Annotated in this window: 20 protein-coding genes; 7 read left to right on the top strand and 13 right to left on the bottom strand. The window is 67.3% G+C overall.

Annotated features, from left to right (window positions below):
* Window positions 1-11 precede the first annotated feature (11 nt).
* A complete protein-coding gene (locus ACXMDY_RS06605) occupies window positions 12-2,675 on the top strand; it encodes an MGH1-like glycoside hydrolase domain-containing protein (protein WP_259701543.1) in 2,664 nt (887 codons plus the stop codon).
* Between the two features lie 51 nt (window positions 2,676-2,726).
* Complete coding sequence (locus tag ACXMDY_RS06600; RefSeq protein ID WP_259701544.1) at window positions 2,727-4,364, top strand: GMC family oxidoreductase; 1,638 nt, start codon at window positions 2,727-2,729, stop codon at window positions 4,362-4,364.
* A gap of 43 nt (window positions 4,365-4,407) precedes the next feature.
* Here ACXMDY_RS06600 and ACXMDY_RS06595 read toward each other — a convergent pair whose 3' ends face one another.
* The 3 genes from ACXMDY_RS06595 to ACXMDY_RS06585 are packed head-to-tail and all read right to left on the bottom strand — an operon-like array spanning window position 4,408 to window position 6,932.
* On the bottom strand, window positions 4,408-4,929 hold the full coding sequence (locus ACXMDY_RS06595; RefSeq protein ID WP_259701545.1) for a DoxX family protein: 522 nt from the start codon (window positions 4,927-4,929) through the stop codon (window positions 4,408-4,410).
* Between the two features lie 36 nt (window positions 4,930-4,965).
* A complete protein-coding gene (locus ACXMDY_RS06590; protein WP_259701546.1) occupies window positions 4,966-5,976 on the bottom strand; it encodes a VOC family protein in 1,011 nt (336 codons plus the stop codon).
* Window positions 5,973-6,932 (bottom strand): DMT family transporter, encoded by a 960-nt coding sequence (locus ACXMDY_RS06585; RefSeq protein WP_457767512.1) that lies wholly within the window; start codon window positions 6,930-6,932, stop codon window positions 5,973-5,975. Before ACXMDY_RS06585 ends, ACXMDY_RS06590 begins: the two co-directional genes overlap by 4 nt.
* 57 nt (window positions 6,933-6,989) lie before the next feature.
* On the opposite strand from ACXMDY_RS06585, the gene ACXMDY_RS06580 reads away from it, so the two are divergent.
* Window positions 6,990-7,808 carry an SDR family oxidoreductase gene (locus tag ACXMDY_RS06580; RefSeq protein WP_259701548.1) on the top strand — a complete coding sequence of 273 codons (819 nt, stop codon included), beginning with the start codon at window positions 6,990-6,992 and terminating at the stop codon, window positions 7,806-7,808.
* Here ACXMDY_RS06580 and ACXMDY_RS06575 read toward each other — a convergent pair.
* Genes ACXMDY_RS06575 through hemL form a run of 7 tightly spaced genes read right to left on the bottom strand, consistent with a single transcriptional unit; the run spans window position 7,783 to window position 15,044 of the window.
* Window positions 7,783-9,159: an NAD(P)/FAD-dependent oxidoreductase gene (locus ACXMDY_RS06575; protein WP_259701549.1), complete on the bottom strand. Its 1,377-nt coding sequence runs from the start codon at window positions 9,157-9,159 to the stop codon at window positions 7,783-7,785. The two genes, ACXMDY_RS06580 and ACXMDY_RS06575, sit on opposite strands and share 26 nt — an antisense overlap.
* A gap of 46 nt (window positions 9,160-9,205) precedes the next feature.
* Window positions 9,206-9,940 (bottom strand): ABC transporter ATP-binding protein, encoded by a 735-nt coding sequence (locus ACXMDY_RS06570; RefSeq protein ID WP_259701550.1) that lies wholly within the window; start codon window positions 9,938-9,940, stop codon window positions 9,206-9,208.
* Window positions 9,937-10,710 carry an ABC transporter ATP-binding protein gene (locus tag ACXMDY_RS06565; RefSeq protein WP_259701551.1) on the bottom strand — a complete coding sequence of 258 codons (774 nt, stop codon included), beginning with the start codon at window positions 10,708-10,710 and terminating at the stop codon, window positions 9,937-9,939. The genes ACXMDY_RS06570 and ACXMDY_RS06565 overlap by 4 nt, the downstream gene beginning before the upstream one ends.
* The gene (locus ACXMDY_RS06560; protein ID WP_259701552.1) at window positions 10,707-11,621 is read right to left on the bottom strand and encodes a branched-chain amino acid ABC transporter permease; all 915 of its coding nucleotides are present in this window, start codon (window positions 11,619-11,621) and stop codon (window positions 10,707-10,709) included. The genes ACXMDY_RS06565 and ACXMDY_RS06560 overlap by 4 nt, the downstream gene beginning before the upstream one ends.
* Entirely contained in the window at window positions 11,618-12,562 is a 945-nt protein-coding gene (locus ACXMDY_RS06555; protein ID WP_259701553.1) for a branched-chain amino acid ABC transporter permease, read from the bottom strand. The genes ACXMDY_RS06560 and ACXMDY_RS06555 overlap by 4 nt, the downstream gene beginning before the upstream one ends.
* Window positions 12,559-13,752 carry an ABC transporter substrate-binding protein gene (locus tag ACXMDY_RS06550; protein WP_259701554.1) on the bottom strand — a complete coding sequence of 398 codons (1,194 nt, stop codon included), beginning with the start codon at window positions 13,750-13,752 and terminating at the stop codon, window positions 12,559-12,561. Before ACXMDY_RS06550 ends, ACXMDY_RS06555 begins: the two co-directional genes overlap by 4 nt.
* Window positions 13,753-13,757: 5 nt before the next feature.
* Window positions 13,758-15,044: a glutamate-1-semialdehyde 2,1-aminomutase gene (gene hemL, locus ACXMDY_RS06545; RefSeq protein ID WP_259701619.1), complete on the bottom strand. Its 1,287-nt coding sequence runs from the start codon at window positions 15,042-15,044 to the stop codon at window positions 13,758-13,760.
* A gap of 184 nt (window positions 15,045-15,228) precedes the next feature.
* On the opposite strand from hemL, the gene ACXMDY_RS06540 reads away from it, so the two are divergent.
* The 3 genes from ACXMDY_RS06540 to grrA all read left to right on the top strand — a co-directional run bounded on the left by ACXMDY_RS06540 (window position 15,229) and on the right by grrA (window position 18,198).
* Complete coding sequence (locus ACXMDY_RS06540; RefSeq protein ID WP_399242056.1) at window positions 15,229-16,773, top strand: FAD-linked oxidase C-terminal domain-containing protein; 1,545 nt, start codon at window positions 15,229-15,231, stop codon at window positions 16,771-16,773.
* A gap of 67 nt (window positions 16,774-16,840) precedes the next feature.
* Window positions 16,841-17,794, top strand: coding sequence for an extracellular substrate binding-like orphan protein GrrP (gene grrP, locus ACXMDY_RS06535; protein ID WP_259701556.1), 954 nt, complete (start codon window positions 16,841-16,843; stop codon window positions 17,792-17,794).
* The gene (gene grrA / locus ACXMDY_RS06530; RefSeq protein ID WP_259701557.1) at window positions 17,791-18,198 is read left to right on the top strand and encodes a GrrA/OscA1 family cyclophane-containing rSAM-modified RiPP; all 408 of its coding nucleotides are present in this window, start codon (window positions 17,791-17,793) and stop codon (window positions 18,196-18,198) included. The genes grrP and grrA overlap by 4 nt, the downstream gene beginning before the upstream one ends.
* Before the next feature lie 5 nt (window positions 18,199-18,203).
* Here grrA and ACXMDY_RS06525 read toward each other — a convergent pair whose 3' ends face one another.
* Together ACXMDY_RS06525 and xth are read right to left on the bottom strand one after the other, a co-directional pair.
* Window positions 18,204-18,704 carry a hypothetical protein gene (locus ACXMDY_RS06525; protein WP_259701558.1) on the bottom strand — a complete coding sequence of 167 codons (501 nt, stop codon included), beginning with the start codon at window positions 18,702-18,704 and terminating at the stop codon, window positions 18,204-18,206.
* Between the two features lie 62 nt (window positions 18,705-18,766).
* On the bottom strand, window positions 18,767-19,675 hold the full coding sequence (xth, locus tag ACXMDY_RS06520; protein WP_259701559.1) for an exodeoxyribonuclease III: 909 nt from the start codon (window positions 19,673-19,675) through the stop codon (window positions 18,767-18,769).
* A gap of 63 nt (window positions 19,676-19,738) precedes the next feature.
* Here xth and ACXMDY_RS06515 point away from each other — a divergent pair, with 63 nt between their 5' ends.
* Entirely contained in the window at window positions 19,739-20,059 is a 321-nt protein-coding gene (locus ACXMDY_RS06515; protein ID WP_259701560.1) for a hypothetical protein, read from the top strand.
* On the opposite strand, the gene ACXMDY_RS06510 is transcribed toward ACXMDY_RS06515, so the two are convergent.
* Entirely contained in the window at window positions 19,989-20,876 is an 888-nt protein-coding gene (locus tag ACXMDY_RS06510) for a tetratricopeptide repeat protein (protein WP_259701561.1), read from the bottom strand. The two genes, ACXMDY_RS06515 and ACXMDY_RS06510, sit on opposite strands and share 71 nt — an antisense overlap.
* Window positions 20,877-20,958: the final 82 nt, after the last annotated feature.

Raw genomic sequence — 20,958 nt, 5'->3', positions numbered from 1 at the left:
CTCACGCTCTGATGCCCGACAGCGATGCCAGCCCGATCGCCGAACGGCGTCGCATGGCCGAGCGGGATCAGGGGCTGGTGCCCTGGGCGCTCTGGGGCAGCTACCTGCCGGATCGCCAGTGGGGCACGGTGCGGGAGGACTATTCCGCCGACGGCGACGCCTGGCGCTCCTTCCCGCACGACCATGCCCGCTCGCGCGCCTACCGCTGGGGGGAAGACGGCTTGCTGGGCCTCTGCGATCAGCGCGCCCGCCTCTGCTTTTCGGTGGCGCTCTGGAACGGCCTCGATCCCATCCTCAAGGAGCGGCCCTTCGGACTGGGCAACCCCGAAGGCAACCACGGCGAAGACATCAAGGACTACACCTTCCACCTGGCCAACACCCCCACCCACAGCTTCATGCGGGGGCTCTACAAATACCCCCAGCGCCGCTTCCCCTACGAGCACCTGATCGACGAGAACGCCCGCCGCGGGCGTGACAGCCCGGAATTTGAGCTGGTCGACACCGGGCTGTTCGACGACGACCGTTACTTCGACGTGCAGGTGGAGTACGCCAAGGCGGCGGCCGACGACCTGCTGATCCGCCTGCAGCTCACCAATCGGGGGCCCGATCCGGCGCCGCTCACCCTGCTGCCCACCCTCTGGTTGCGCAACACCTGGAGCTGGGGTTATGCGGACGCCGCCGAGCAGCCCTTGGAGCTCGAGGGCGACCAACTGCGCGCCCCTGGGCTGCCCGGCCTCGGCTCGTACCGGCTGGCCTGCGCTGAGCCGGGCCCCTGGATCTTCACCGACAACGAGACCAACACCGGGCGGCTGTTCCGCCAGCCCAACCGGCGGCCGTTTCAGAAAGACGGTTTCCACCGTTATGTGGTCGAGGGGGAGGGGGGCGCCATCAATCCCGCCCAGCGGGGCACCAAGGCGGCCCGGCTGCTGCGCCGCACCCTGGCGCCGGGTGAAACCTGGGTGGTGGATCTGCGCCTCTGGGCGGGCGAGCAGCCGGCGGCCTTCGGAGCGGCGTTCGACGCCATGCATCAGGCGCGCGAACAGGAATGGCGTGCCTACTTCGAGCACTGCGTGCCGGGTCTGGCCGACGACGACCGCCGCATTCACCTCGCAGGCGCCGCTGGGTTGCTGTGGTGCAAGAAGTACTACAGCTGGGATGTGAAGCGCTGGCTGGAGGGGGACCCCGGCCAGCCGGTGCCGCCGCCGGAGCGCTTCAGGAGTGCCAATGCGGCCTGGCGGCGTCTGCATGTGGAAGATGTGATCTCCATGCCCGATTCGTGGGAGTACCCCTACTTCTGCCAGTGGGATCTGATGGTGCACGCCGTGGCGTTCGCCGGCTTCGATCCAGCCACCGCCAAGGAGCAGTGCATGCTGCTGCGCAGCCCCCGCTTCACGGCGCCCAACGCCCAGACCCCCGCCTATGAATGGGCCCTCTCCGATCCCAACCCACCGATCGGCGCCTGGGCGGCGATGCGTGTGTTTCAGATCGATCGCAAGCAGAACGGTGCGGCGGACAGGCCCTTTCTGCGCGCCGCGCTGCGCAAGTTGCTGCTGGAGTACGGCTGGTGGGCCAACCGCAACGACCGTTCGGGAGACAATGTGTTCGAGGGAGGCTTCCTCGGCCTCGACAACATCGCCGTGTTCGATCGCCGCTTTCCGCTGGCGGATGGCAGCCGCATCGGTGAGAGCGATGGCCTCGCCTGGATGGCGTCGCTGAGCCTGAATCTGCTGAACATCAGCGTGGAGCTGAGTGTCAGTGAGCCGGAGTATGCCGATCTGTGTGAACGCTTCGTCTACGACTTCGTGCAGCTCAACCTCACGCTCAACACACCCACAGATAACGGCTTTCTGAACTGGGACGAGCAGGATGGCTTTTATTACGATGTGATCGAGCGGCCGGATGGCAGCTCCGATTATCTCCGCAGCCGCTCGATCGCCGGCCTGATTCCCCTGCTGGCTGTGGCCAGCTTCGATCAGGAAACGCTGGAGCGGTTGCCGGTGCTGGATGTGAAGCGCAGCATGGCGTGGTACATCCACGAGCGCACGTCTCCCTCATGGGTGGAAACGCACCTGGGCCGCCGGCACAACGATCGGCTGTTGTTTTCGCTGGTGCCGGAGGATCGGTTGCGCCGCATCTGTGAACGGCTGTTCGATGAGGCTGAATTCCTCTCGCCTTATGGCATTCGCTCGCTCTCCAAAGTGTATGAAACGGCTCCTTTCTGCTACACCGAAGGAGACGAATCCGAATGCCTTGCCTATTCACCTGCCGACAGCCCGGTGGCGATGTTTGGAGGCAACTCCAACTGGCGCGGCCCGGTGTGGATGCCGCTCAATTACCTGCTGATCGAATCCCTGCAGAAGTTCGGCCATTTCTATGGCGACAGCTTTCTGGTGGAATTCCCTACCGGCTCCGGCCACTGGCTCAGCCTCTGGGATGTGTCGTTGCAGCTGGAGCAGCGGCTGGTGAATCTCTTTCGCCGTGACAGCCAGGGCCGGCGCGCCTTCCTGGGGGATGTGGAGCTGTTTCAACGCAACTCCCACTGGCGTGATCTGATCCAGTTCCACGAATACTTCCACGGCGACACCGGCCGTGGGGTGGGCGCCAGCCATCAGACCGGCTGGAGCGCGATCGTCTGCAAGATGATCACCCAGCTCGCCCAGTATCCACTTCCCTGAACGCAGCATCGGTCTGGTCTGTTTTCTTGTTCCGCCGCCTCCAACACCGCCATGCCTGCCACCCCACCGGCCTCGATCACCGCTCCCCCGATCACCCTCTCGCCGCTTCCTGGCGCCGGCCAGTTGAATCCACCGGATGGCAGCCACGTGGATGTGTTGATCATCGGCAGTGGTGCCGGTGGTGGCACCCTGGCGCGGCATCTGGCCGGCAGCGGCCTCAAGGTGCTGGTGCTGGAGCGCGGCGACTGGCTCCCCCAGGAACCGCAGAACTGGAGCGCCGAAGCGGTGTTTCAGCAGGGCCGCTACGTGTCTGCCGACACCTGGCACGACAAACACGGCAAGGCCTTTCAGCCCGGCAGCCACTACATGGTGGGCGGCGCCACCAAGATGTATGGGGCCGCCCACTTCCGCCTGCGCGAGGCGGATTTCGGTGAGTTGATTCACCACGACGGCATCTCACCGGCCTGGCCCCTTCCCTACGACGTCTTTGAGCCCTATTACCAGCGGGCTGAAGAGCTGTTCCATGTGCATGCCCAGCAGGGGGAGGATCCCACCGAACCCCGCCGCAGTGCCCCTTATCCCCATCCGCCGATCGCCCATGAGCCGCGCATGCAGAAGCTGGTCGACGACCTGCGCGCCGCCGGCCTGCGCCCCTTCCACGCCCCCAGCGGGGTGATGCTCGATGAGGCCAACCTGCCCTTCAGCCGTTGCCGCAAGTGCAACCGTTGCGATGGCTTTCCTTGCCTTGTGCATGCCAAAGGAGATGCGGAAGTGGTGGGCATCCGGCCGGCCCTGGCCGATGCGAATGTGTCACTGCTCACCCGCGCCCATGTGCAGCGGTTGCTCACCGATGCCAGTGGTGGGCGGGTCACGGCGGTGGAACTCCTGCGTGATGGCGAGCCGATGCGCTATTCCGCCGATGTGGTGGTGGTGAGCTGCGGTGCCGCCAACAGCGCCCGGCTGCTGCTGATGTCTGCCAGCGACCGCCACCCGGCCGGCCTGGCCAATGGCTCGGGGCAGGTGGGCCGCAACTACATGTTCCACAACAGCAAGGCCCTGGTGGCGCTGGCCCATGAACCCAACACCACCGTGTTTCAGAAAACGGTGTCGATCAACGATTGGTATCTGGGCTCTGAGGCGTTTCCTTACCCGATGGGCAACATCCAGATGACGGGCAAGACCAGCGGCACGATCATGAAGGGCTATGCCCCGCTGGAAACCTTCCTGATGCCGGGCTGGAGCATGGACAAGATCGCCGAGCATGCGCTGGATTTCTGGCTGAGCAGCGAGGACCTTCCCGACCCAGAGAACCGCATCACCGTGAACAAGGAGGGGGCGATCACGCTCTCCTACACCCCCAACAATCAAACGGCCAGCGCCAGGCTGGAGCACAATCTGCGCAGCCTGCTGGATTCTCTTTATCTGAAGAATCACCTGGTGGAGCGTCAGATCTACGTGAAATCCAGCATGGCGATTGCCGCCGTGGGCCATCAGGCCGGCACCTGTCGCTTCGGCACCGATCCGGCCAGTTCGGTGCTGGATCTCGATTGCAAAGCCCACGAGCTCGACAACCTCTACGTGGTGGACACCAGCTTCTTCCCCAGCATCGGCGCCGTGAACCCCTCGCTCACCGCGATCGCCAACGCCCTGCGGGTGGGCGATCATCTGATCGCCCGGTTGCAGAGCTGATCAGGCCGGTGGCACACCATCCGCATCGACGCGGCTGAGCTTCTCAGCCGAAGTTGCTCAGCAGGAGATCTCTTATCAGCAGCCCATCGAGGGAGAGTGCGCCACCACCGGCGCTGATCAGCACCAGGCACATCACCACATACATGGCCGCCTTTTCCCAGCTGGGCGGTTCCCCCACACCCATGGGGCCGGCATAATCTCCAGCCGGAATCTGATAGGGGTCCGGGGCGATGAACGGAGTGCCCGCGAACACCTCCAGCACCATTGCATAGGCCATCGACACCAGAATCGCCAGGGCGGCCAGCGGTGTGAGCAGCCCGATGATCAAGGCGATGCCGCCCGCCCACATCGAGGCCGCCGAGAGGAAACAGAGCCAGCGGGGCGTGCGCATGGCGGCGGCCCAGGTGCCGAGGTTGCGCAGCTTCGGCCAGCCATGGCGGATGAAGGCGATGCCGGTGAACAGCCGCAGCAACGTCAGCGCCGCTTCGGCCAGGGGAGATGGGCCGATCGGCACCAGGACCTCGACGATCTCCACAGCCACGGGAGTTTGCACGCTTCGGGCCATCAACGTAACCAAGGCGCCCGGCTGCGTCGATGGGGTTCAGGAGCCGCTGACGCCGCCCGCCTCCAGCAGCAGCAGTTCGTGGCCATCGGGATCGGCCAGGCGCAGGCCCCGCGTCCAGGGTGAGGCCCCCGCCTCCAGCTCCATCAGGCCAGGTGGAAGCACCTGCGCCCCGAAGGCCGCCGCAGTGGCGGCAATCTGCTCGAGGTTGCTGGCCGCCAGGCGGATCTGCCAGTGGGAAAGGTCTTGCGGGGCCGGATTTCCCGGCTGCGGACGCCCCTGGTTGGGGGGCAGGTAGGTGAGGGTTTCGATGCCCATGCCGGCCCTGCAGCGCAGCGGCGTGATCTGCACCTTCGCTCCGCTCAGCCCATCGAGCCGGTCCTGTTCCACGCCGCTGTTCTCGCCGCTCGGCAACGCGATCAGGCCGAGCCCATCGCTGTAGAAGGCACGGCTGCGGCCGGAATCGGCGATGGCGATGGCGCTGTGATCGATGCCGAGCAGCTCCCAGGCACAGGCTGGCCGCGGGCGGTGCCAGCGGGGATCTCCCTTGCCGGCGGGAAACTGCAGCAGCTCCAGGGTGTGGCCATCGGCATCCCGGAACTTGTATGCCCAGATGCCAGCGGCGGCGGTGTTCCAGTCGGGCAGCCGCTGGGGGGCCTCCGACACCGCCGTGAGCACGCCAGCGGCCAGTAACGGTTGCAGGCGCGCCTGGCTGGCCGCCAGATCCGTCGTGACCAGGCAGAGGTGCTGGAACCAGAGATCACAGCTGCGTGAGTCCGGCGGCAGCGGCCGGCCCGGCCGCTCGCCTGGGCCGGGATCGAGCACCTCGATCAGATCCAGGCGCTCCTCGCCCAGCTGCAGTTGCACCCGCAGCAGCCGCCCTTCCGGCAGCCCGAACAGGGCGGCTTCAGGGCCTTGCACCAGCCGGTGGTCTCCCAGCCGCACAAAGCCGAGCGATCCGCAGAAGAAGGAGGCGCTGCGCTCGGCACTGCTGCAGGTGATCGCCACCGCTTCGATGTGGGGGCCGGGGCCGGCGGTGGCGGCCGTCATGGGCCGGTGGTGCCTGCTGGGGGGGTGCCGCCGGGGCGCTGCAACACGATGCTGAGCACGCCGCCCAGGCTGATCAAGGCGGTGCCGAGCCAAACCGCAAGCGTGGGTTGTTCGGCAAACCAGATCCAGCCGATCAGGCCGGCGAACACCACCGAGGAATACTGAAAGGCGCCGATCGCACCAGGTTCGGCATAGGTGTAGGCCTTGATCAGCAGAAACTGAAAGCAGGCCAGGCAGAAGCCGGAGGCCAGCACCGTGAGCCACTGGCTGGCCTCCAGCCCGCCCAGCAATGCAGCGATCGGCCCCTCGGGCCGCAGGGGGCCGAGCATCGCCACGCTGGAGCCGGCGCTGCCGATGAGCAGGAAATAGATCATCTGGGTGAGCGGCGCTTCGCTGCGGTCGAGCCGTTTCACGGCCAGGAATTCCACGGCGCAGAGCAGGCCGGCGGCCAGGCCCAGCAGATCGCCGGGACGGGTGAGCAGGGAGGCGTTGGGCTGCACCACGATCACCATGCCGGCAAAGCCGATGCCGAGGCAGCCCCACAGCACCCGGGGCACCCGCTGGCCGAGCACCAGCCAGCCCAGCAGCGGGATGAACAGCGGCGTGGTGTTGAGCAGCACATTGGCGTTGACCAGATTCACCAGCCGCGCGGCGGTGATGAACAGGAAGAAACCCGCCAGCCCGGTGCAACTGCGCAGCAGGTGCAGCAGCGGCACAGCGGTGCGCAGATCACGGCCACCGCGCCACAGCACCCAGGGGAGGATCAACACCAGGGCGATCACGAACGTGAGCCAGGTGAAAGGCACGGGCCCCATGCCACTGCCGAGCGCTTTGCCGAAGGCGCTCTGGGCGGTGTTCGCCAGGAAGGCCAGCACCAGCAGGGCGGCCCCGAGCAGCAGGGAGCGCATCGATGCGGCGTCCGCCTGTTGGGGTGTGGATGGAGTCACATTCGCCACGGCGCTCAACCCTGCCCGGTGGGCCCATGCTTACCTTCAAAGTCGGCCCTGTCACCCATGGATTCCGTGACCAGCACCGTCAATCCCGACGCCCTCCGCACCCTGGCCAAGCTGCTGGAGGGCAAGGTGGCGATCGTGACCGGCGGCAACAGCGGCATCGGCAAGGCGATCGTCGAAGCCCTCGCCCACCGCGGCGCCAAGGTGGTGATCGACTACCGCTCTCACCCGGAGGCCACCGAGGAGATCGAGCGGGAGATCGGCTCGTTTGGCGGCAGCAGCTTCGGTGTGCAGGCTGATGTGGCGAAGCTGGAGGATCTTCAGCGGCTGGTGGATGCGGCGGTGGAGAAATACGGGCGCATTGATGTGATGGTGAACAACGCCGGCATCGAAACCCGCACCTCCATTCTCACCACCACCCCCGACGACTACGACAAGGTGCTGGATGTGAACCTGCGCGGTGTTTTCTTCGCCACTCAGTTTGCTGCCAGGCAGATGATCGCCCAGGGCGGCGGCGGCCGCATCATCAACATCTCCTCGGTTCACGAAGACTGGCCGATGCCCAACAACACGCCCTATTGCCTGGCCAAAGGCGGCATGCGCATGCTCACCCGCACCGCCGCCCTGGAGCTGGCACCTCACGGCATCACCGTGGTGAATGTGGGCCCGGGCGCCGTGGCCACTCCGATCAACGACGCCACGATGAAGGATCCGGAGCTGATGGCCAAGCTGGATGCCGCCATTCCGCTGGGCCGCATGGCCCGGCCGGAAGAGGTGGCAAGCGTGGTGGCCTTCCTCGCCAGCGACGCCGCCAGCTACATCACCGCCACCACGATCTTTGCCGATGGCGGCATCATGCAGAGCAGCCCGGGTCTGTAGCGGCACGGCTCACGGCCTCCGCTTCCTCAAAGCGCGGTTCTCCCATGATCAGCAGGGAGCCGCGCTGCCGGGCGGCGATCGCCCAGAGCCATTTGGTCAGCAGGCTCACCCGGTTCTCGTTGGCGGGCATGAAGCCCAGGTGGGCCACGCCCCAGATCAGCCAGCCCAGCGGGCCGTCCACCCGCCAGCCGCGCAGGTCGGCCTCGGCGTGCAGGCGCCCCAGCATCGCCATCGAGCCGAAATCCACAAAGCGAAACGGCAGCTGGCGGCGGCCCTCCAGCCCGGCCCGCAGGTCACGGGCCACCCAGCTGCCCATCTGCACGGCCACACTGGCCAGCCCCGGCAGCGGAGGGGCTCCGGGGCTGGGTGCGTAGGCGCAGAGGTCACCCACCACCCGGATCTCGGGATGGCCGGGCACGCAGAGATCGGCGTCCACCGGCACCCGGCCGCCCCGATCAAGCGGCACGCCGGTGGCCTCGGCCAGCCGGGCGCCCAGTGGGGACGCCTTGACCCCGGCCGTCCAGCACACGGTGGCCGCCTCCCGCACCTGCTCCCCGGCAGCGGTGCTGATCGTGACGCGGCCCGGCTCGATCGCCTTCACCCGGCCCCCCAGCAGCACCTCCACGCCGATCGATTCCAGGAAGCGCCGGGCACCTTCGCTCAGGTCGGGATGCATGCCGCGCAGCAGGCGGTCGCCGGGATCCACCAGCAGGATGCGGGTGTCGTCGGGATCGAGCTGGCGGAAATCCCGCGCCATGGCGTGGCGCAGCAGCTCCGACACCGACCCCGCCAGCTCACAGCCGGTGGGTCCACCCCCCACCACCACCACCGACTGCAGCAAGCGCCGCTTCTTTGCCTCGTGCGTCTGCTCCGCCTCCTCCATCGCCAGCAGCAGGCGCTCGCGGATCTCCAGGGCGTCGTCCAGCTGCTTCATCGGCGGGGCGATCGCCTGCCAGTCGTCGTGGCCGAAGTAGGAGCTGCCGGAGCCCGCCGCCAGGATCAGCTGGTCGTAGCTCAGGCGGCGCTCGTTGAACACCAGCTCCTTGGCGTCCGCATCGATTTCCTTCACCTCCCCCATCAGCACCTGCACGTTGCGCTGGCGACCAACCAGCAGCCGCAGGGGCACGGTCACATCCCCTGGGGCCACCAGCCCGGTGGACACCTGATACAGCAGCGGTTGGAAGAGGTTGTAGTTGCGCTTGTCGATCAGCGTCACGCGCAGATCGGCGCCGGCCAGGGCCTTGCAGGCGGCCAGGCCCGCGAAACCACCGCCCACGATCACCACATGGGGGCGATCGCGCAGCTCTTCGGCCGGCGGCTCCAACTCCAGAAAGAAGCGCTCGCGGGGCATGGGGGTGCAGGCCGGATGGCCTGAAGCCTATTCAGGGCACTGCGGTTCACGAGCCCAGGTAGCTGGCTCGCAGGTGGTCGTCGCTGAGCAACGCGGTGGCAGAGCCGCGCAACCGCACGCTGCCGGCCTCGAGAACCACGCCCCGGTCGGCGATCGCCAGCGCTGCCAGCGCGTTCTGCTCCACCAGCAGGATCGTGAGTCCCTGGCTGTGAAGATCGCGCAGAACGGCCATCAGGTCTTCCACCAGCCTGGGGGCGAGGCCAAGACTCGGCTCATCGAGCATCAGCACTTCGGGCCGTCCCATCAGGGAACGGGCGATCGCCAGCATCTGTTGCTCGCCCCCCGAGAGGCTGCCGGCCAGTTGACGGCGCCGATCGGCGAGGCGCGGAAACAGGCTGTAGCACCAGTCCAGGTCGGCTTGGATTGCGCCGGCATCGCGCCGCAGGAAGGCGCCCAGTTCCAGGTTGGTGGCCACGCTCTGGCGGGCCAGCACCCGGCGGCCTTCCGGGCAGTGGCCGATGCCCAGGCGCACGGTGGCTTCAGTGGACAACGCAGCGAGCGGGCGCCCCTTCCACTCCACCGTTCCCGCCGCCGCATCCACCAGTCGGGAGATGGCCCGGAGCGCCGTGCTCTTGCCGGCCCCATTCGCACCGAGCAGCGCCACCAGCTCGCCGCTGTGGATGTCCAGGTCGAGGTTGCTGAGGGCCTCGATCGCTCCATAGCGGATCGTGAGCCCCCGCAGGGCGAGCAGAGGGGCGGGGCCAGGGGGTGCCGGGGTCATGCCTGGCTCCCCAGGTAGGCCTCGATCACCAGCGGATCGCTGCGAACCTCGGCGGGGGTTCCTTCCGCGATCCGCTGGCCGAAGTTGAGCACCGCCAGGCGATCGCAGAGGCGCATCATCAGCGGCACGTGGTGTTCGATCACCAGCACGGTGAGGTTGAAGCGCTGGCGCAGCCTCTCAATCAGGTCGGCCAGCGCCGCTTTCTCCGCGGGGTTCATGCCGGCGGCCGGTTCATCGAGCAGCAGCAGCCTGGGGCCGGTTGCCAGGGCACGGGCAATCTCCAGTCGGCGTCTGTGGCCGTAGGCAAGGCTGTCGGCCGGTTGATCGGCCAGCCGATCGAGCTCCAGCAGCTCCAGCAGTTCGTGGGCCCGTTGCCGAAGCTGGTCCTGCTGGCGACGGAAGGCGGGCCGGTTGAGCAGTCCGGCAAGCAGCGGCGATCGGTCGGCGCTGTGCAGGCCAACCAGCACGTTGTCGAGGCAGCTGAGCGGTCCGAACAGGCGCAGATTCTGGAAGGTGCGGGCGATGCCCAGCCGGTTCACCCGCTCCGGTGGCAGGCCACCGATAGCCGCACCCTGCCAGAGGATGCGACCGGCATGGGGGGGCGTCAGCCCGGAGATCAGATTGAAGAGCGTGGTCTTGCCGGCCCCGTTCGGTCCGATCAGGCCCGTGATCGTGCCTTCCTGCACCTGCAGCGAAACCTGGTTGACCGCGACCAGCCCGCCGAAGCTCCTGGAAAGTCCCTCCAGCTCCAGCAGGGGTGGTGCCGTCACCGGCGAACTCCGTTGCCGCCTGCGGCGCGAGCCGGGAAGGCCCGTGCCAGGGCGGCCAGCCTCTCCGGCGTGATCAGCCCCTGGGGCGCCAGGATCGAGCCCACCAGGATCACCAGGCCGAACACGATCAGGCGCAGGTCACCGACCGGCCGCAGCAGTTCCGGCAGGGCTGTGAGCACCAGGCCACCCAGCACCGGCCCGAGCCAGGTGCGGGATCCACCGAACACCACGAAGGCCAGGGTGGTGATGCTGGCATCGAAGCCACCCTGGCGGGCGTTCCAGGTGTTGAGGAAATGGGCGGCCACCACTCCGGTGAGGGCCGCGATCGCGGCACTCAGCACGAAGGCGCTCAAGGCCACCTGGGCCGTGGGCACCCCCATGCAGCGCGTCGCCAGTTCGTCTTCCCGGATCGCAGCCATCGCCCGCCCCAGACGCGTCTGCTCCAGTCGGGCGCAGAACCAGCAGCAGAGCGCCAGCAGCAGCGCCGTGCAGACCAGGTAGCCGCCGGGACCATCGAACGGCTGTGGAATCGCAAAGATCCCCACGGCCCCACCGCTCCAGCCGGCGTTGAGGTTCACCACCCGCAGGATCTCAACCAGGGCGATCGTGGCGATGGCCAGGTAGATGCCCCGCAGCTTCAGCACCGGTCGGCCGATCAGCAGAGCAAGCCCGACCGCCAGTCCCACGGCCAGGACCATCTCCAGCAGCAGTGCGGGCAACGGGTAGAGCCCACCTGCACCAGCAGCGGCCAGGGCGGGCCAGCGTGTGGAGAGCAGGGCCGCCACATAGCCGCCGATCGCATAGAAGCCCGGGGTGGCAAGCGAGAGTTGTCCGCAGCGCAACGGCAGGTACACCGAAAGGGCGAGCAGAGCGCCGAGCCCCATCTGAACCAGCAGGGAGAGGTCACTCACACCTTGCTGACCGTGGCTTTGCCCAGCAGACCCCGGGGCCGGAGCAGCAGCACCAGGAACAGAAAGCCATAGGCAACCCCGTCCTTGTAGCCGGAGAATTCAGCCGGCACCAGCGCCTCAGCCAGCCCCACCACCAGCCCGCCGAGCATGGCCCCCGGCACACTGCCCAGCCCTCCGAGCACCAGCACTCCCAGCCCCTTGAGTCCGAAGCCGATGCCGAAGTAGGGCCCGGCGATGCTCACGCTGAGGGCCACCAGCCCACCGGCGACACCGGCGAGAAAACCGCTGAGGGCAAAGGCGAGCCGGATCATCGCCCCGGCATCGATGCCCAGCAGCCTCGCTGTCACAGGATCCTCCGAGACGGCCTGCAGGGCCTTGCCGAGCCGGCTGCCCTCCAGCCAGAGGGTGAGAACCACGAGCACAACGGCCGCCACGGCCATCAGCAGCAGCTGCACCGTACGCACCTGGGCGCCACCGATCAGAACCGCAGCCGGCAGTCTCCCCAGGCTGCCGGCTGGAATCGAATAGCTTTCGGCCCCCATCAGCAGCTGCACTCCATTCACGATCACAACCCCGGCCCCCAGGCTGGAGATCAGAAAGAGGAGCGGCTCCGCCCGCCGTTGGCGCAGCGGTGCGAAGGCGGTGGCCTCCACCACCAGCCCCATCCCGGCGGCACCGGCACCGGCCAACAGCAGGGCCAGCCAGAACGGCAGGGCGAGCGGAAGCTGGAAGCCGGCGAGGGCTCCGTTTGATCCCACCGCCCCGCCGATCAACAGGTAGGTGAAATAGGCCCCAAGCGTGAACAGCGCTCCCTGGGCGAAATTGATCACTCCGAGCACGGAGAACACCAGCGTGTAGCCAAGGGCGAACAGGGCGTAGACCGCCCCGCTGGCCAGCCCGTTGAAGAGGACCTGAAGCAGGTGCTCAACGCCGCTGCTCATTCGAGCAGGGCGAAGCGACCGCTCCGTCCGCCCGGCTCCATCTGCACCTCGGCCACGTGGAAGCGCTCCTGCACCACCTCACCCTCGGGAGTGAAGGCGATCGCGCCGAGGGGCGTGTCGTAGCGACCGCTCAGCAGCTCCTGCATCAGCTCCTGGCGCACCTCGATCAGCGGCCTTACGTTGATGGGCGTGCGGCGGTTGAGCCGGGTGAGCGCTTCGGCCACCACCTGATAAGCGGTGAACGCCTGGGCGGAGAGCTGGGGGGGAATGGCGCCTCCGGTGGCCTCCTTGTAGAGCGTCACGAATCCCTTGTTGATGGCCGAATCCAGTTCGGGGCTGTAGGCCTGGGCGATCAGGATGCCGTCGCAATAGGCCTGACAGATCGGGTAGATGTTCGGGGTGTTCATGCCGTTGCCCACCACGATCGAGCCCTTGTAGCCCAGTTCCCGGAGCTGGCGGATCAGGTTGCCGCCATCCACCGCCTGGGCCGAGATCACGATCAGATCCGGCTTCAACCGCAGCGCCGCGGTGATCTGGTTCTGGAAATCCTGGTCGTTGAGCTGGGTGCGTTGCACGGTGACCGGTTTCAGCCCCTTGGCGGCCAGAGCACTCTGGAAGATCGCCGCTTCCGAGCTGCTGTAGGCGTCGTCCTGGGCGAAGAAGACCGCCGCGCGGCGGATCGATGGGTCGCGCTTCAGGGCGGCCTTGATCGACAGGGGCGCGATCACGGCGCTGGAGGCCGACACACGGCTGATGAAACTGCCGATCTGGGGAATGCCCTCGGCGGTGTTGGAGGGCGCCACCACCGGGACACCGCGCCGCTGGGCGATCGGGTCGGCGGCGAAGGCCTGCTGGGACAGGGTGGGGCCGATCAGCGCCACCACTCCCGCATCGATCAGCAGGTTGAAGGCCTGACTGGCCGCCTGTTCGTCGCCGCCGCAGTCCTCGATTCGCAGCCGGATCGGCATCACTTTTCCCTTGAACCAGCGCTCAGCGAGCTGCATACCAAGCTGCTGATCCTGTCCATACACGTTGGCGTTGCTGGTGAGAGCCAGCACCGCCCCCACCGGGACCCCCTGGCTGAGATCAAGCGGTTTGTCGCTGCCGGTGGAAGCGCAGCCAGCCAAGGCCAGAGTGAGGCCGCTCAGCCCCAGCAGCAGGCGGGGGAGCGGGCGAAGGCGGAACTGCATGCCGCTCAGGCGATGGCGGCGAAGCTGTCGCGGAACGCCTCCAGGGTGGCGTCGATGTCTTCGTCGGAGTGGGCCAGGGAGGTGAAGCCGGCTTCGAAGGCGCTCGGCGCCAGGTAGATGCCCCGCTCCAGCATGGCCCGATGCAGCTTGCCGAACCGCTCGGTGTCGGCGGCCTTGGCTTGCTCGAAGTTGCGCACCGGACCGTCGCAGAGGAAGAAGCCGAACATGGCACTGATGCTGCCGCCGCAGATCGGCAGGCCGGCGTCCTTGCCGGCCGCCAGGATGCCGGCGATCAGCCGCGAGGTGGTGGCTTCGAGTTTTTCGTAGGTGCCGCTCTGGCGCAGCAGTTCAAGGGTGTGAATGCCGGCGGTCATCGCCAGGGGATTGCCGCTGAGGGTTCCCGCCTGATACATCGGTCCGGCCGGGGCCACCATCGCCATGATCTCGGCGCGGCCGCCGTAGGCCCCCACGGGCAGACCGCCGCCGATCACCTTGCCGAGGGTGGTGAGATCAGGGGTGATGCCGAACTTGGCCTGGGCGCCGCCGTAGGCGATGCGGAATCCGGTCATCACTTCATCGAAGGTGAGCAGGGCGCCGTTTTCGGTGGTGATCTCGCGCAGGCCCTCCAGGAAGCCTGGTTCGGGAGGCAGGAAGCCGGCGTTGCCCACCACCGGCTCCAGGATCACGCCGGCGATTTCACCGGGGTTATCAGCGAACAGCCGCTTGACCGCTTCGAGATCGTTGTAAGGAGCCGTGAGCGTGCTGGCGGTGGTGCTGCGGGGCACGCCGGGGGAATCGGGCAGGCCGAGCGTGGCCACGCCCGAGCCCGCCTTGACCAGGAACATGTCGGCGTGGCCGTGGTAGCAGCCCTCGAACTTGATCAGCTTTTCGCGCCCGGTGAAGGCCCGCATCAGCCGCAGCACCGACATGCAGGCCTCGGTGCCGGAGTTCACGAAGCGCACCATCTCCACGGAGGGGACGGCATCGATCACCATCTGGGCCAGCTGGTTCTCAAGGGCGCAGGGGGCGCCGAAGCTGGTGCCCTTGCCGAGCGCGTTACGCAGGGCGCCGATCACCTTCGGGTGGGCATGGCCGCAGATCGCCGGCCCCCAGGAGCCGATGTAATCGATGTAGCGGTTGCCGTCCACATCCCAGGCGTAGGCCCCCTGGACCCGATCGAACACGACCGGCTCGCCGCCGACGGAGCGAAAGGCCCGCACCGGCGAATTGACGCCGCCCGGCATCAGCTTCTGGGCAGCGGCGAAAAGTTCCTTGGAGCGGGTGGTGTTCAGGGCTGGAACCGAGACGGGGGCCGATGTCAAAGCTGAATCCGCGGGTGTTGGGGGCGGCCCGTCGAGGGGAACGGCAGGGCGCCCCCGTTGCAACAGCCATTTCCCATCCTTACGCAGGAATGGCTCCTTCCGTCCAGTCGTTGCCGGGTCGGTAAAGTCCGCTTGGTTGATTCTGCTCCCGTTGGTGGAAACCTCCAGCACATCGAGGCTCCCCTGGAAGCGGATCGAGCGGCACCTGCGCCGCATCCTGCCGGAGCGGGCCGTGGTGGCGCGCCGCCAGGAACTGCTCACTTACAACTGCGACGGCCTCACCCTGCACCGCCATGAGCCGCCCCTGGTGGTGCTGCCGGAAACCACCGAGCAGGTGGCGGCCATCCTGGGCTGCTGTCACGCCATGGGGGTGCCGTTCGTGGCCAGGGGCAGTGGCACCGGGCTCTCCGGCGGGGCGGTGGTGGAGCAGGAGGCCCTGCTGGTTGTCACCAGCCGGATGCGATCGGTGCTCGCCGTTGATCTCGAGAACCAGCGCATCACCGTGCAGCCCGGTGTGATCAACAGCTGGGTGACCCGGGCGGTCAGTGGTGAAGGCTTCTACTACGCCCCGGATCCCTCCAGCCAGGTGGTCTGCAGCATCGGCGGCAACGTGGCCGAGAACGCCGGTGGGGTGCACTGCCTCAAGTACGGCGTCACCAGCAACCATGTGCTGGAGCTGGAGGTGGTGTTGCCCGACGGCAGCATCACCAGCCTGGGTGGATCGCTGGCGGAGATGCCGGGTCTGGATCTGCGGGGCGTGTTCATCGGCAGCGAGGGCACCCTCGGCATCGCCACCGCGATCACCCTGCGCCTGTTGCCCCAGCCCCAGACCGTCGAGGTGCTGCTGGCCGATTTCGGCGCCATGGAGGCGGCCGGAGAGGCGGTCCGCACCGTGACGGCCGCTGCGGTGCTGCCGGCCGGCATGGAGATCATGGACAACTTCACGATCAACGCCGTCGATGATCTGTTCGGGGTCGACGAATACCCCCGGGATGCGGCAGCGGTGCTGCTGATCGAACTTGATGGCCGCTCAGAGGAAGTGCAGGCTGCGGCGGAGCGCTCGATTGAGCTTTGCCTCCAGGCGGGTGCCCGCTCGATCCGGCGAGCCCGCAGTGCAGCTGATCGGGCCCAGCTCTGGAAGGGCCGCAAATCGGCCTTTGCGGCGGTGGGCCGGATCACGCCCACCTATTACGTCCAGGATGGGGTGGTGCCCCGCAGCGCTCTGCCGAGAACGCTGGCGGCGATCGAAGCTCTCAGCCGGGCCTATGACCTTTCAGTGGCCAATGTGTTCCATGCCGGTGACGGCAATCTCCACCCGCTGATCCTCTACGACGCCAGCAGCCCAGGGGTGCTGCAGCGGGTTCAGGATCTCGGCGCCGACATTCTGCGGCTCTGCATCGACGCCGGTGGCAGCATCACCGGTGAGCATGGTGTCGGCTCCGATAAGCGCTGCTACCTCGACTGGATGTTCAGTTCCGAGGATCTGGCCACGATGCAACGGGTGCGCCGGGCCTTTGATCCCGAAGGCAGGGCCAACCCCGGCAAGCTCTTTCCCACCCCGCGCAGCTGTGGGGAGTCGGCGCGGCGCGGCCGTTCGATCGGCCTTCAGCTGGATGGCTTGCCACTCTCCGGCGATGGCAGCGGAGATGGGAACGGTGCCGATGCCGCCGCGCTCGGCGCAACAGTTGAGGTGTACTGAATCCCGCTCCAGTGCTGCTCTGGAAGGGTTGGCATACTGAGTCGGTTGTTCTCCGCTCTGATTCGGTGTGCTGAAGATCCTGAGCTTGCCGATTCCGGCTCCGGGTGCCCTGGTGCTGGCCCTGGCGGCCCTGCTGGTGCCGCTGCTGACCCCTTCCACCGCCAGGGCGGAAACGGTGATCGAGCGGGCGGCCCGCACCGGGGTGATCAGCCTGGGTGGGCCGACCAACCTGGCCCCTTACTCCTTTCTCAACGAGAAGCAACAGCCGACGGGCTACGGAATCGCCGTTGCGGAGCGGATCGCCGCCGAAGTGTCCCGCTATCTCGGCAAACCGATCACCCTTGATGTGCAGCCGGTGAATGATCCGGCCACGCTCTTCCGCCAGGTGAAGACAGGCGAAGTTGATCTTGTCTGCGGCGCCCAGTTCACCTGGGAGCGGGAGATGTTCGTTGATTTCACCCTGCCGTTCAGCCTTTCCGGCATCCGCATGCTCACCCCGCAGGGGCGGCTCAGCGGCAGCGCCGATTCCTTGCTGGGCAAGCGTGTGGGGGTTGTTGCCGATTCGCTCGGGGATCGGGCGATCAAGGCTCTGCAGCCCAGGGCGGTGCGGGTGCCCGTGGCTGGCCTGAATGAAGGGGTCAGCCAGTTGGTCGCCGGTCAGCTCGATGCTGTGGCTGGCGATTCGCTCCTGGTCGCCGCCGCCCTGCAACGCAAGGGTGCCCAGGGATTTGCACTCGTGCCGGAGGCGCCCCTGGCACGCTATGCCGTGGGGTGCATGCTGCCGGAGAACAATTCCACGTTCCGCAATCTCGCCAATCTGGCCGTGGCGAAGCTGATCCAGGGCTACCTCAACGACAACAAGGCGGATGTGCAGCTGGTCAACCGGTGGCTGGGCCCCGAGGGAATGCTCGGCCTTCCTCCCCAGCTGATCAAGGATTACTTTCAGACCGTGTTGCTCAACCACGAACAGATCCTGGTTCCAGCAACGTCCTCTGCCACTCCGTCGGTGCAAGCCCCATGACGATCACCTCCCGTGCCGGCATGCTCGGCCTGCTGGTTTCCCTCACCGTGCTCAGCGCGCCGCAGGGCCAGGCCGCCGGCAGCCCGCCGGCGTTCGCTGGCCCCGACAGCACGATCGAGCAACGGCTGAGCCGCATCGCCGCCGCCCTGCGACAGAGGCAGGGTGTGATCGATGATCCGGCTTCACCCAGCGGTGACCAGCAACTCGCCGCCGGTTTCGCCAATGGTCGCTACGGCGGCGCCGTACGCGGTCCCGGCGGGGGCGGCTTCGTCAACGGTCACCCCTATTACGGAGGCGGCAGCCGAGGTTTCGTCAACGGCGGCGGTGGCTTCGTGAATGGGGCCTATGGCGGCGGCGGCTTTGTCAACGCTGTCCCCCGCGGTGGCGTTTTCCGGAACTGGTAACCCGTTCAGTTGCAGCCCTGCACGGAGATGCGATAGCTGAAGCCCAGGGCACCGGGCTGGGAACTCGATCCGATGTGGAAGTTCATCAGGCTGGTGCGGCGACCGGGGATCGCCGGGAAGGGGCCGAACATGCGGCCTGTCCCCTCCGGCGGTGAAATCGTCACGTCGAACAGGCGCAGGCTGGCGCCATCGGTGAAGCGCATGTAGCCCCGAACCGGGTAGGTGGCGGGGTCGGTGGAGGTGGCGGTGAAGAAGAACCGATAGCTCGTGAAGGGTCTGTCCACGATGAAGTCGGTGTTCCAGTTGGTACGGCCCAGCAACCGACCTGGCCCCACCCGCTTCGCCACCACCGGATCGCCGCTGCCGCCCAGGGGCATCAGGAAGCTGCAGACGGGTTCGGCCTGGGCGCCCGTCGACCAGCCCAGCGCCAGCACGGCCGCCAGGCTCAGCCAGGATTGATTCGGCCTGAGCCGCTGTGAACGACGATTCAGATCGCTGTTGAGCATCGGGATTGTTTTGGCGCCAACCTTAGGGCTCTCAGCAGGCGCCGAGCCGCCCCTGTCTGCGCTCAGCACCCTGCCATCGGGCTGGTCTGGAAGCTGAAGCCGCCGTCCAGATCGGCCCCGTGATCGTCACCGTCACCGTCACCGTCGTTGTCGTTGTCGTTGTCGTCGTCATCCTCGGGGAGCTGGAGATTCACCAGCACCGGCGCATGATCGCTGGGTTGCTCCTGGCCCCGCACCACCTTGTCGATCGCACAGCCGGTGGCCCAGGCCAGCAGGCTCTCACTGAGATAGATGTGATCAATGCGCCAGCCCCGGTCCCGGTCCCAGGCGCCGCTGCGGTAGTCCCACCAGCTCCAGTGGTTGCCGGCTGGCTCGAACAGCCGGAAGACGTCATGGAGATCTCCACCCAGGGCCGCCTGCAGCGCCTGGCGCTCGGCCGTGCTGGCCATGATCCCGCCGCTGAGGCGGGCCGGATCGTGGATGTCGCGGTCTTCGAGGGCGATGTTGAAATCTCCAAGCACGCACAGCTCTTCGCCCCGCTCCGCCTGGACGGCCAGGTAGCGGCCCAGGCAGGCCAGCCACTCCAGCTTGTAGCCATACTTTTCGCTGCCCAGTCCTGAGCCGTTCGGGACATAAAGGTTGAGCACCCTCACGCCCGCCACCCGGGCGCTGATCACCCGCTTCTGCTCGCTCAACCGTCTGGCGTCAGCATCCTCGGGCAACAGGGCCGCCAGACCCACCTGCACATCCTCGAGGGGCAACCGGCTGAGCAGGGCCACGCCGTTGTAGGCCTTCTGGCCACTGATCGCCACGTCGTAACCCAGGGACCGGAAGGCCTCGGTGGGAAACAGCCGGTCCTCCACCTTGGTTTCCTGCAGGCAGAGCAGATCAGGGTTCTGCCGCTCCAGCCAGGCCAGCACCTGGGCCAGCCGGGTGCGGACGGAGTTCACATTCCAGGTGGCGATGCGCATGGCCTGAACGAGAGCGGCTGGCGATGAGCCCTAGCATCGGATCCCGTTGATGCCTGCCCCGCCATGGCGCCTCCCCTGGCCTTCCGTGCTGTTGCCTTGCTGGCCGCCGCTGTGATCGTGGTGCCGGGGATCGTGCGCGCCGATGGGTTCGGAGCCGGTCAGTCGGTGCAGGAGAAGCAGCTCTACGACTACGGCCCCGATCAGAACAAGGGAATTCTCAACACCACCAACCCGATCGAGCTGATGAACCGGATCCGCCGCGGTCAGGCACTCGATAACGCCACCGACCCCGGCGATGCCATTGATCGGGCGCTCAGGGAGCTGGAGGTGAAGACGGTGCCGGCAGGCCAGACCCCTGGATCGGCGGGGATGAAGGGTCCTTAGGAGGCTGGCCGCTGGCGGGGCTGCGCAAGGGCGCCAGCCCCCAGGCTGCGGCCACCTGATCGAGGCGGGCATCCTGGCGATCCGGTTGCCGTCGCCGCGCTTCGGCCAGGATGGCGAGAGCGGCCTGGGTCTGCCCCTGCTGCTGCTTCAGCAAGGCCCTGGCCAGCACGGGTCTGGGGTCACTCGGGAAGCTTCTGGCCAGGCTCTGGTAGAGGGCGTCGGCTTCAGCGAGCTGGCCGCGCCGCTGGCGCAGGTCTCCAAGCAGCAGGCCGATCGGGAGGGCCTGGGGCTTCAGCTGGGGCAACGAGGCTTTCTGCAGTTGGGCCTGCAGCTGCGCCTGGGCCGCTTCTCCCTGGCCCTGCTCCCACTGCAGCAGGGCCATCAACTGGAGGGCTTCGATCCGCTCAGGATTCATGTTGAGCAGCTGCCGCACTTCCCGCTCGGCACCGCTGCGGTCATTCTGGGCACGGCGCAATTCGGCCAGCATCAGCCGCAGCGGCCAGCGGTCGGGTTGCTGATCGGCCATCCGCTCCAGCAGAACGGTGGCTTCGGCATTGGACTGCAGGGCCAGCAGGAGTTCCAGCAACCGTTGCTGCTGCCCCTGGGTGGCGTTGCCCCGGGCAAGGTCGGCCTTGAGCAGGGCCACCTGCTTCTGAGCCTCCAGCCGGGATCGATCGGCATTGGCGGGGGCAGGGTCACGCTGGGCCAGCCACCAGCCCGCCCCCAGTCCGCCGAGCGAAAGGGCCAGGCCTGCCGCAGCAAGCCAGAGCCCCCGGCGGGCGGCAACGATGCGGCCGACACTCAGTCGGGAAGCCATGGATCGATCGGAGTTCAGTCAAGTCTGGCCCCTGGAGGCCTGGCTAGATTGCGGCACGGGCCAATGGTTGCCCCCCCTGAAG

The sequence above is a fragment of the Cyanobium sp. ULC082 genome (genome assembly GCF_977927535.1).
The sequence above is the reverse complement of the archived record's forward strand: the minus strand, read 5'-3'. Positions and strand labels throughout refer to the sequence as shown.

Excerpts from the sequence above, each read along its gene's own strand:
- ACXMDY_RS06525 (WP_259701558.1), bottom strand. The coding sequence starts at position 18,704 with ATGCTCAACAGCGATCTGAATCGTCGTTCACAGCGGCTCAGGCCGAAT.
- ACXMDY_RS06600 (WP_259701544.1), top strand. The coding sequence starts at position 2,727 with ATGCCTGCCACCCCACCGGCCTCGATCACCGCTCCCCCGATCACCCTC.
- ACXMDY_RS06510 (WP_259701561.1), bottom strand. The coding sequence starts at position 20,876 with ATGGCTTCCCGACTGAGTGTCGGCCGCATCGTTGCCGCCCGCCGGGGG.
- ACXMDY_RS06590 (WP_259701546.1), bottom strand. The coding sequence starts at position 5,976 with ATGACGGCCGCCACCGCCGGCCCCGGCCCCCACATCGAAGCGGTGGCG.
- ACXMDY_RS06550 (WP_259701554.1), bottom strand. The coding sequence starts at position 13,752 with ATGCAGTTCCGCCTTCGCCCGCTCCCCCGCCTGCTGCTGGGGCTGAGC.
- ACXMDY_RS06580 (WP_259701548.1), top strand. The coding sequence starts at position 6,990 with ATGGATTCCGTGACCAGCACCGTCAATCCCGACGCCCTCCGCACCCTG.
- ACXMDY_RS06605 (WP_259701543.1), top strand. The coding sequence starts at position 12 with ATGCCCGACAGCGATGCCAGCCCGATCGCCGAACGGCGTCGCATGGCC.
- ACXMDY_RS06570 (WP_259701550.1), bottom strand. The coding sequence starts at position 9,940 with ATGACCCCGGCACCCCCTGGCCCCGCCCCTCTGCTCGCCCTGCGGGGG.
- ACXMDY_RS06555 (WP_259701553.1), bottom strand. The coding sequence starts at position 12,562 with ATGAGCAGCGGCGTTGAGCACCTGCTTCAGGTCCTCTTCAACGGGCTG.
- ACXMDY_RS06515 (WP_259701560.1), top strand. The coding sequence starts at position 19,739 with ATGGCGCCTCCCCTGGCCTTCCGTGCTGTTGCCTTGCTGGCCGCCGCT.
- ACXMDY_RS06575 (WP_259701549.1), bottom strand. The coding sequence starts at position 9,159 with ATGCCCCGCGAGCGCTTCTTTCTGGAGTTGGAGCCGCCGGCCGAAGAG.
- grrA (WP_259701557.1), top strand. The coding sequence starts at position 17,791 with ATGACGATCACCTCCCGTGCCGGCATGCTCGGCCTGCTGGTTTCCCTC.
- xth (WP_259701559.1), bottom strand. The coding sequence starts at position 19,675 with ATGCGCATCGCCACCTGGAATGTGAACTCCGTCCGCACCCGGCTGGCC.
- ACXMDY_RS06595 (WP_259701545.1), bottom strand. The coding sequence starts at position 4,929 with ATGGCCCGAAGCGTGCAAACTCCCGTGGCTGTGGAGATCGTCGAGGTC.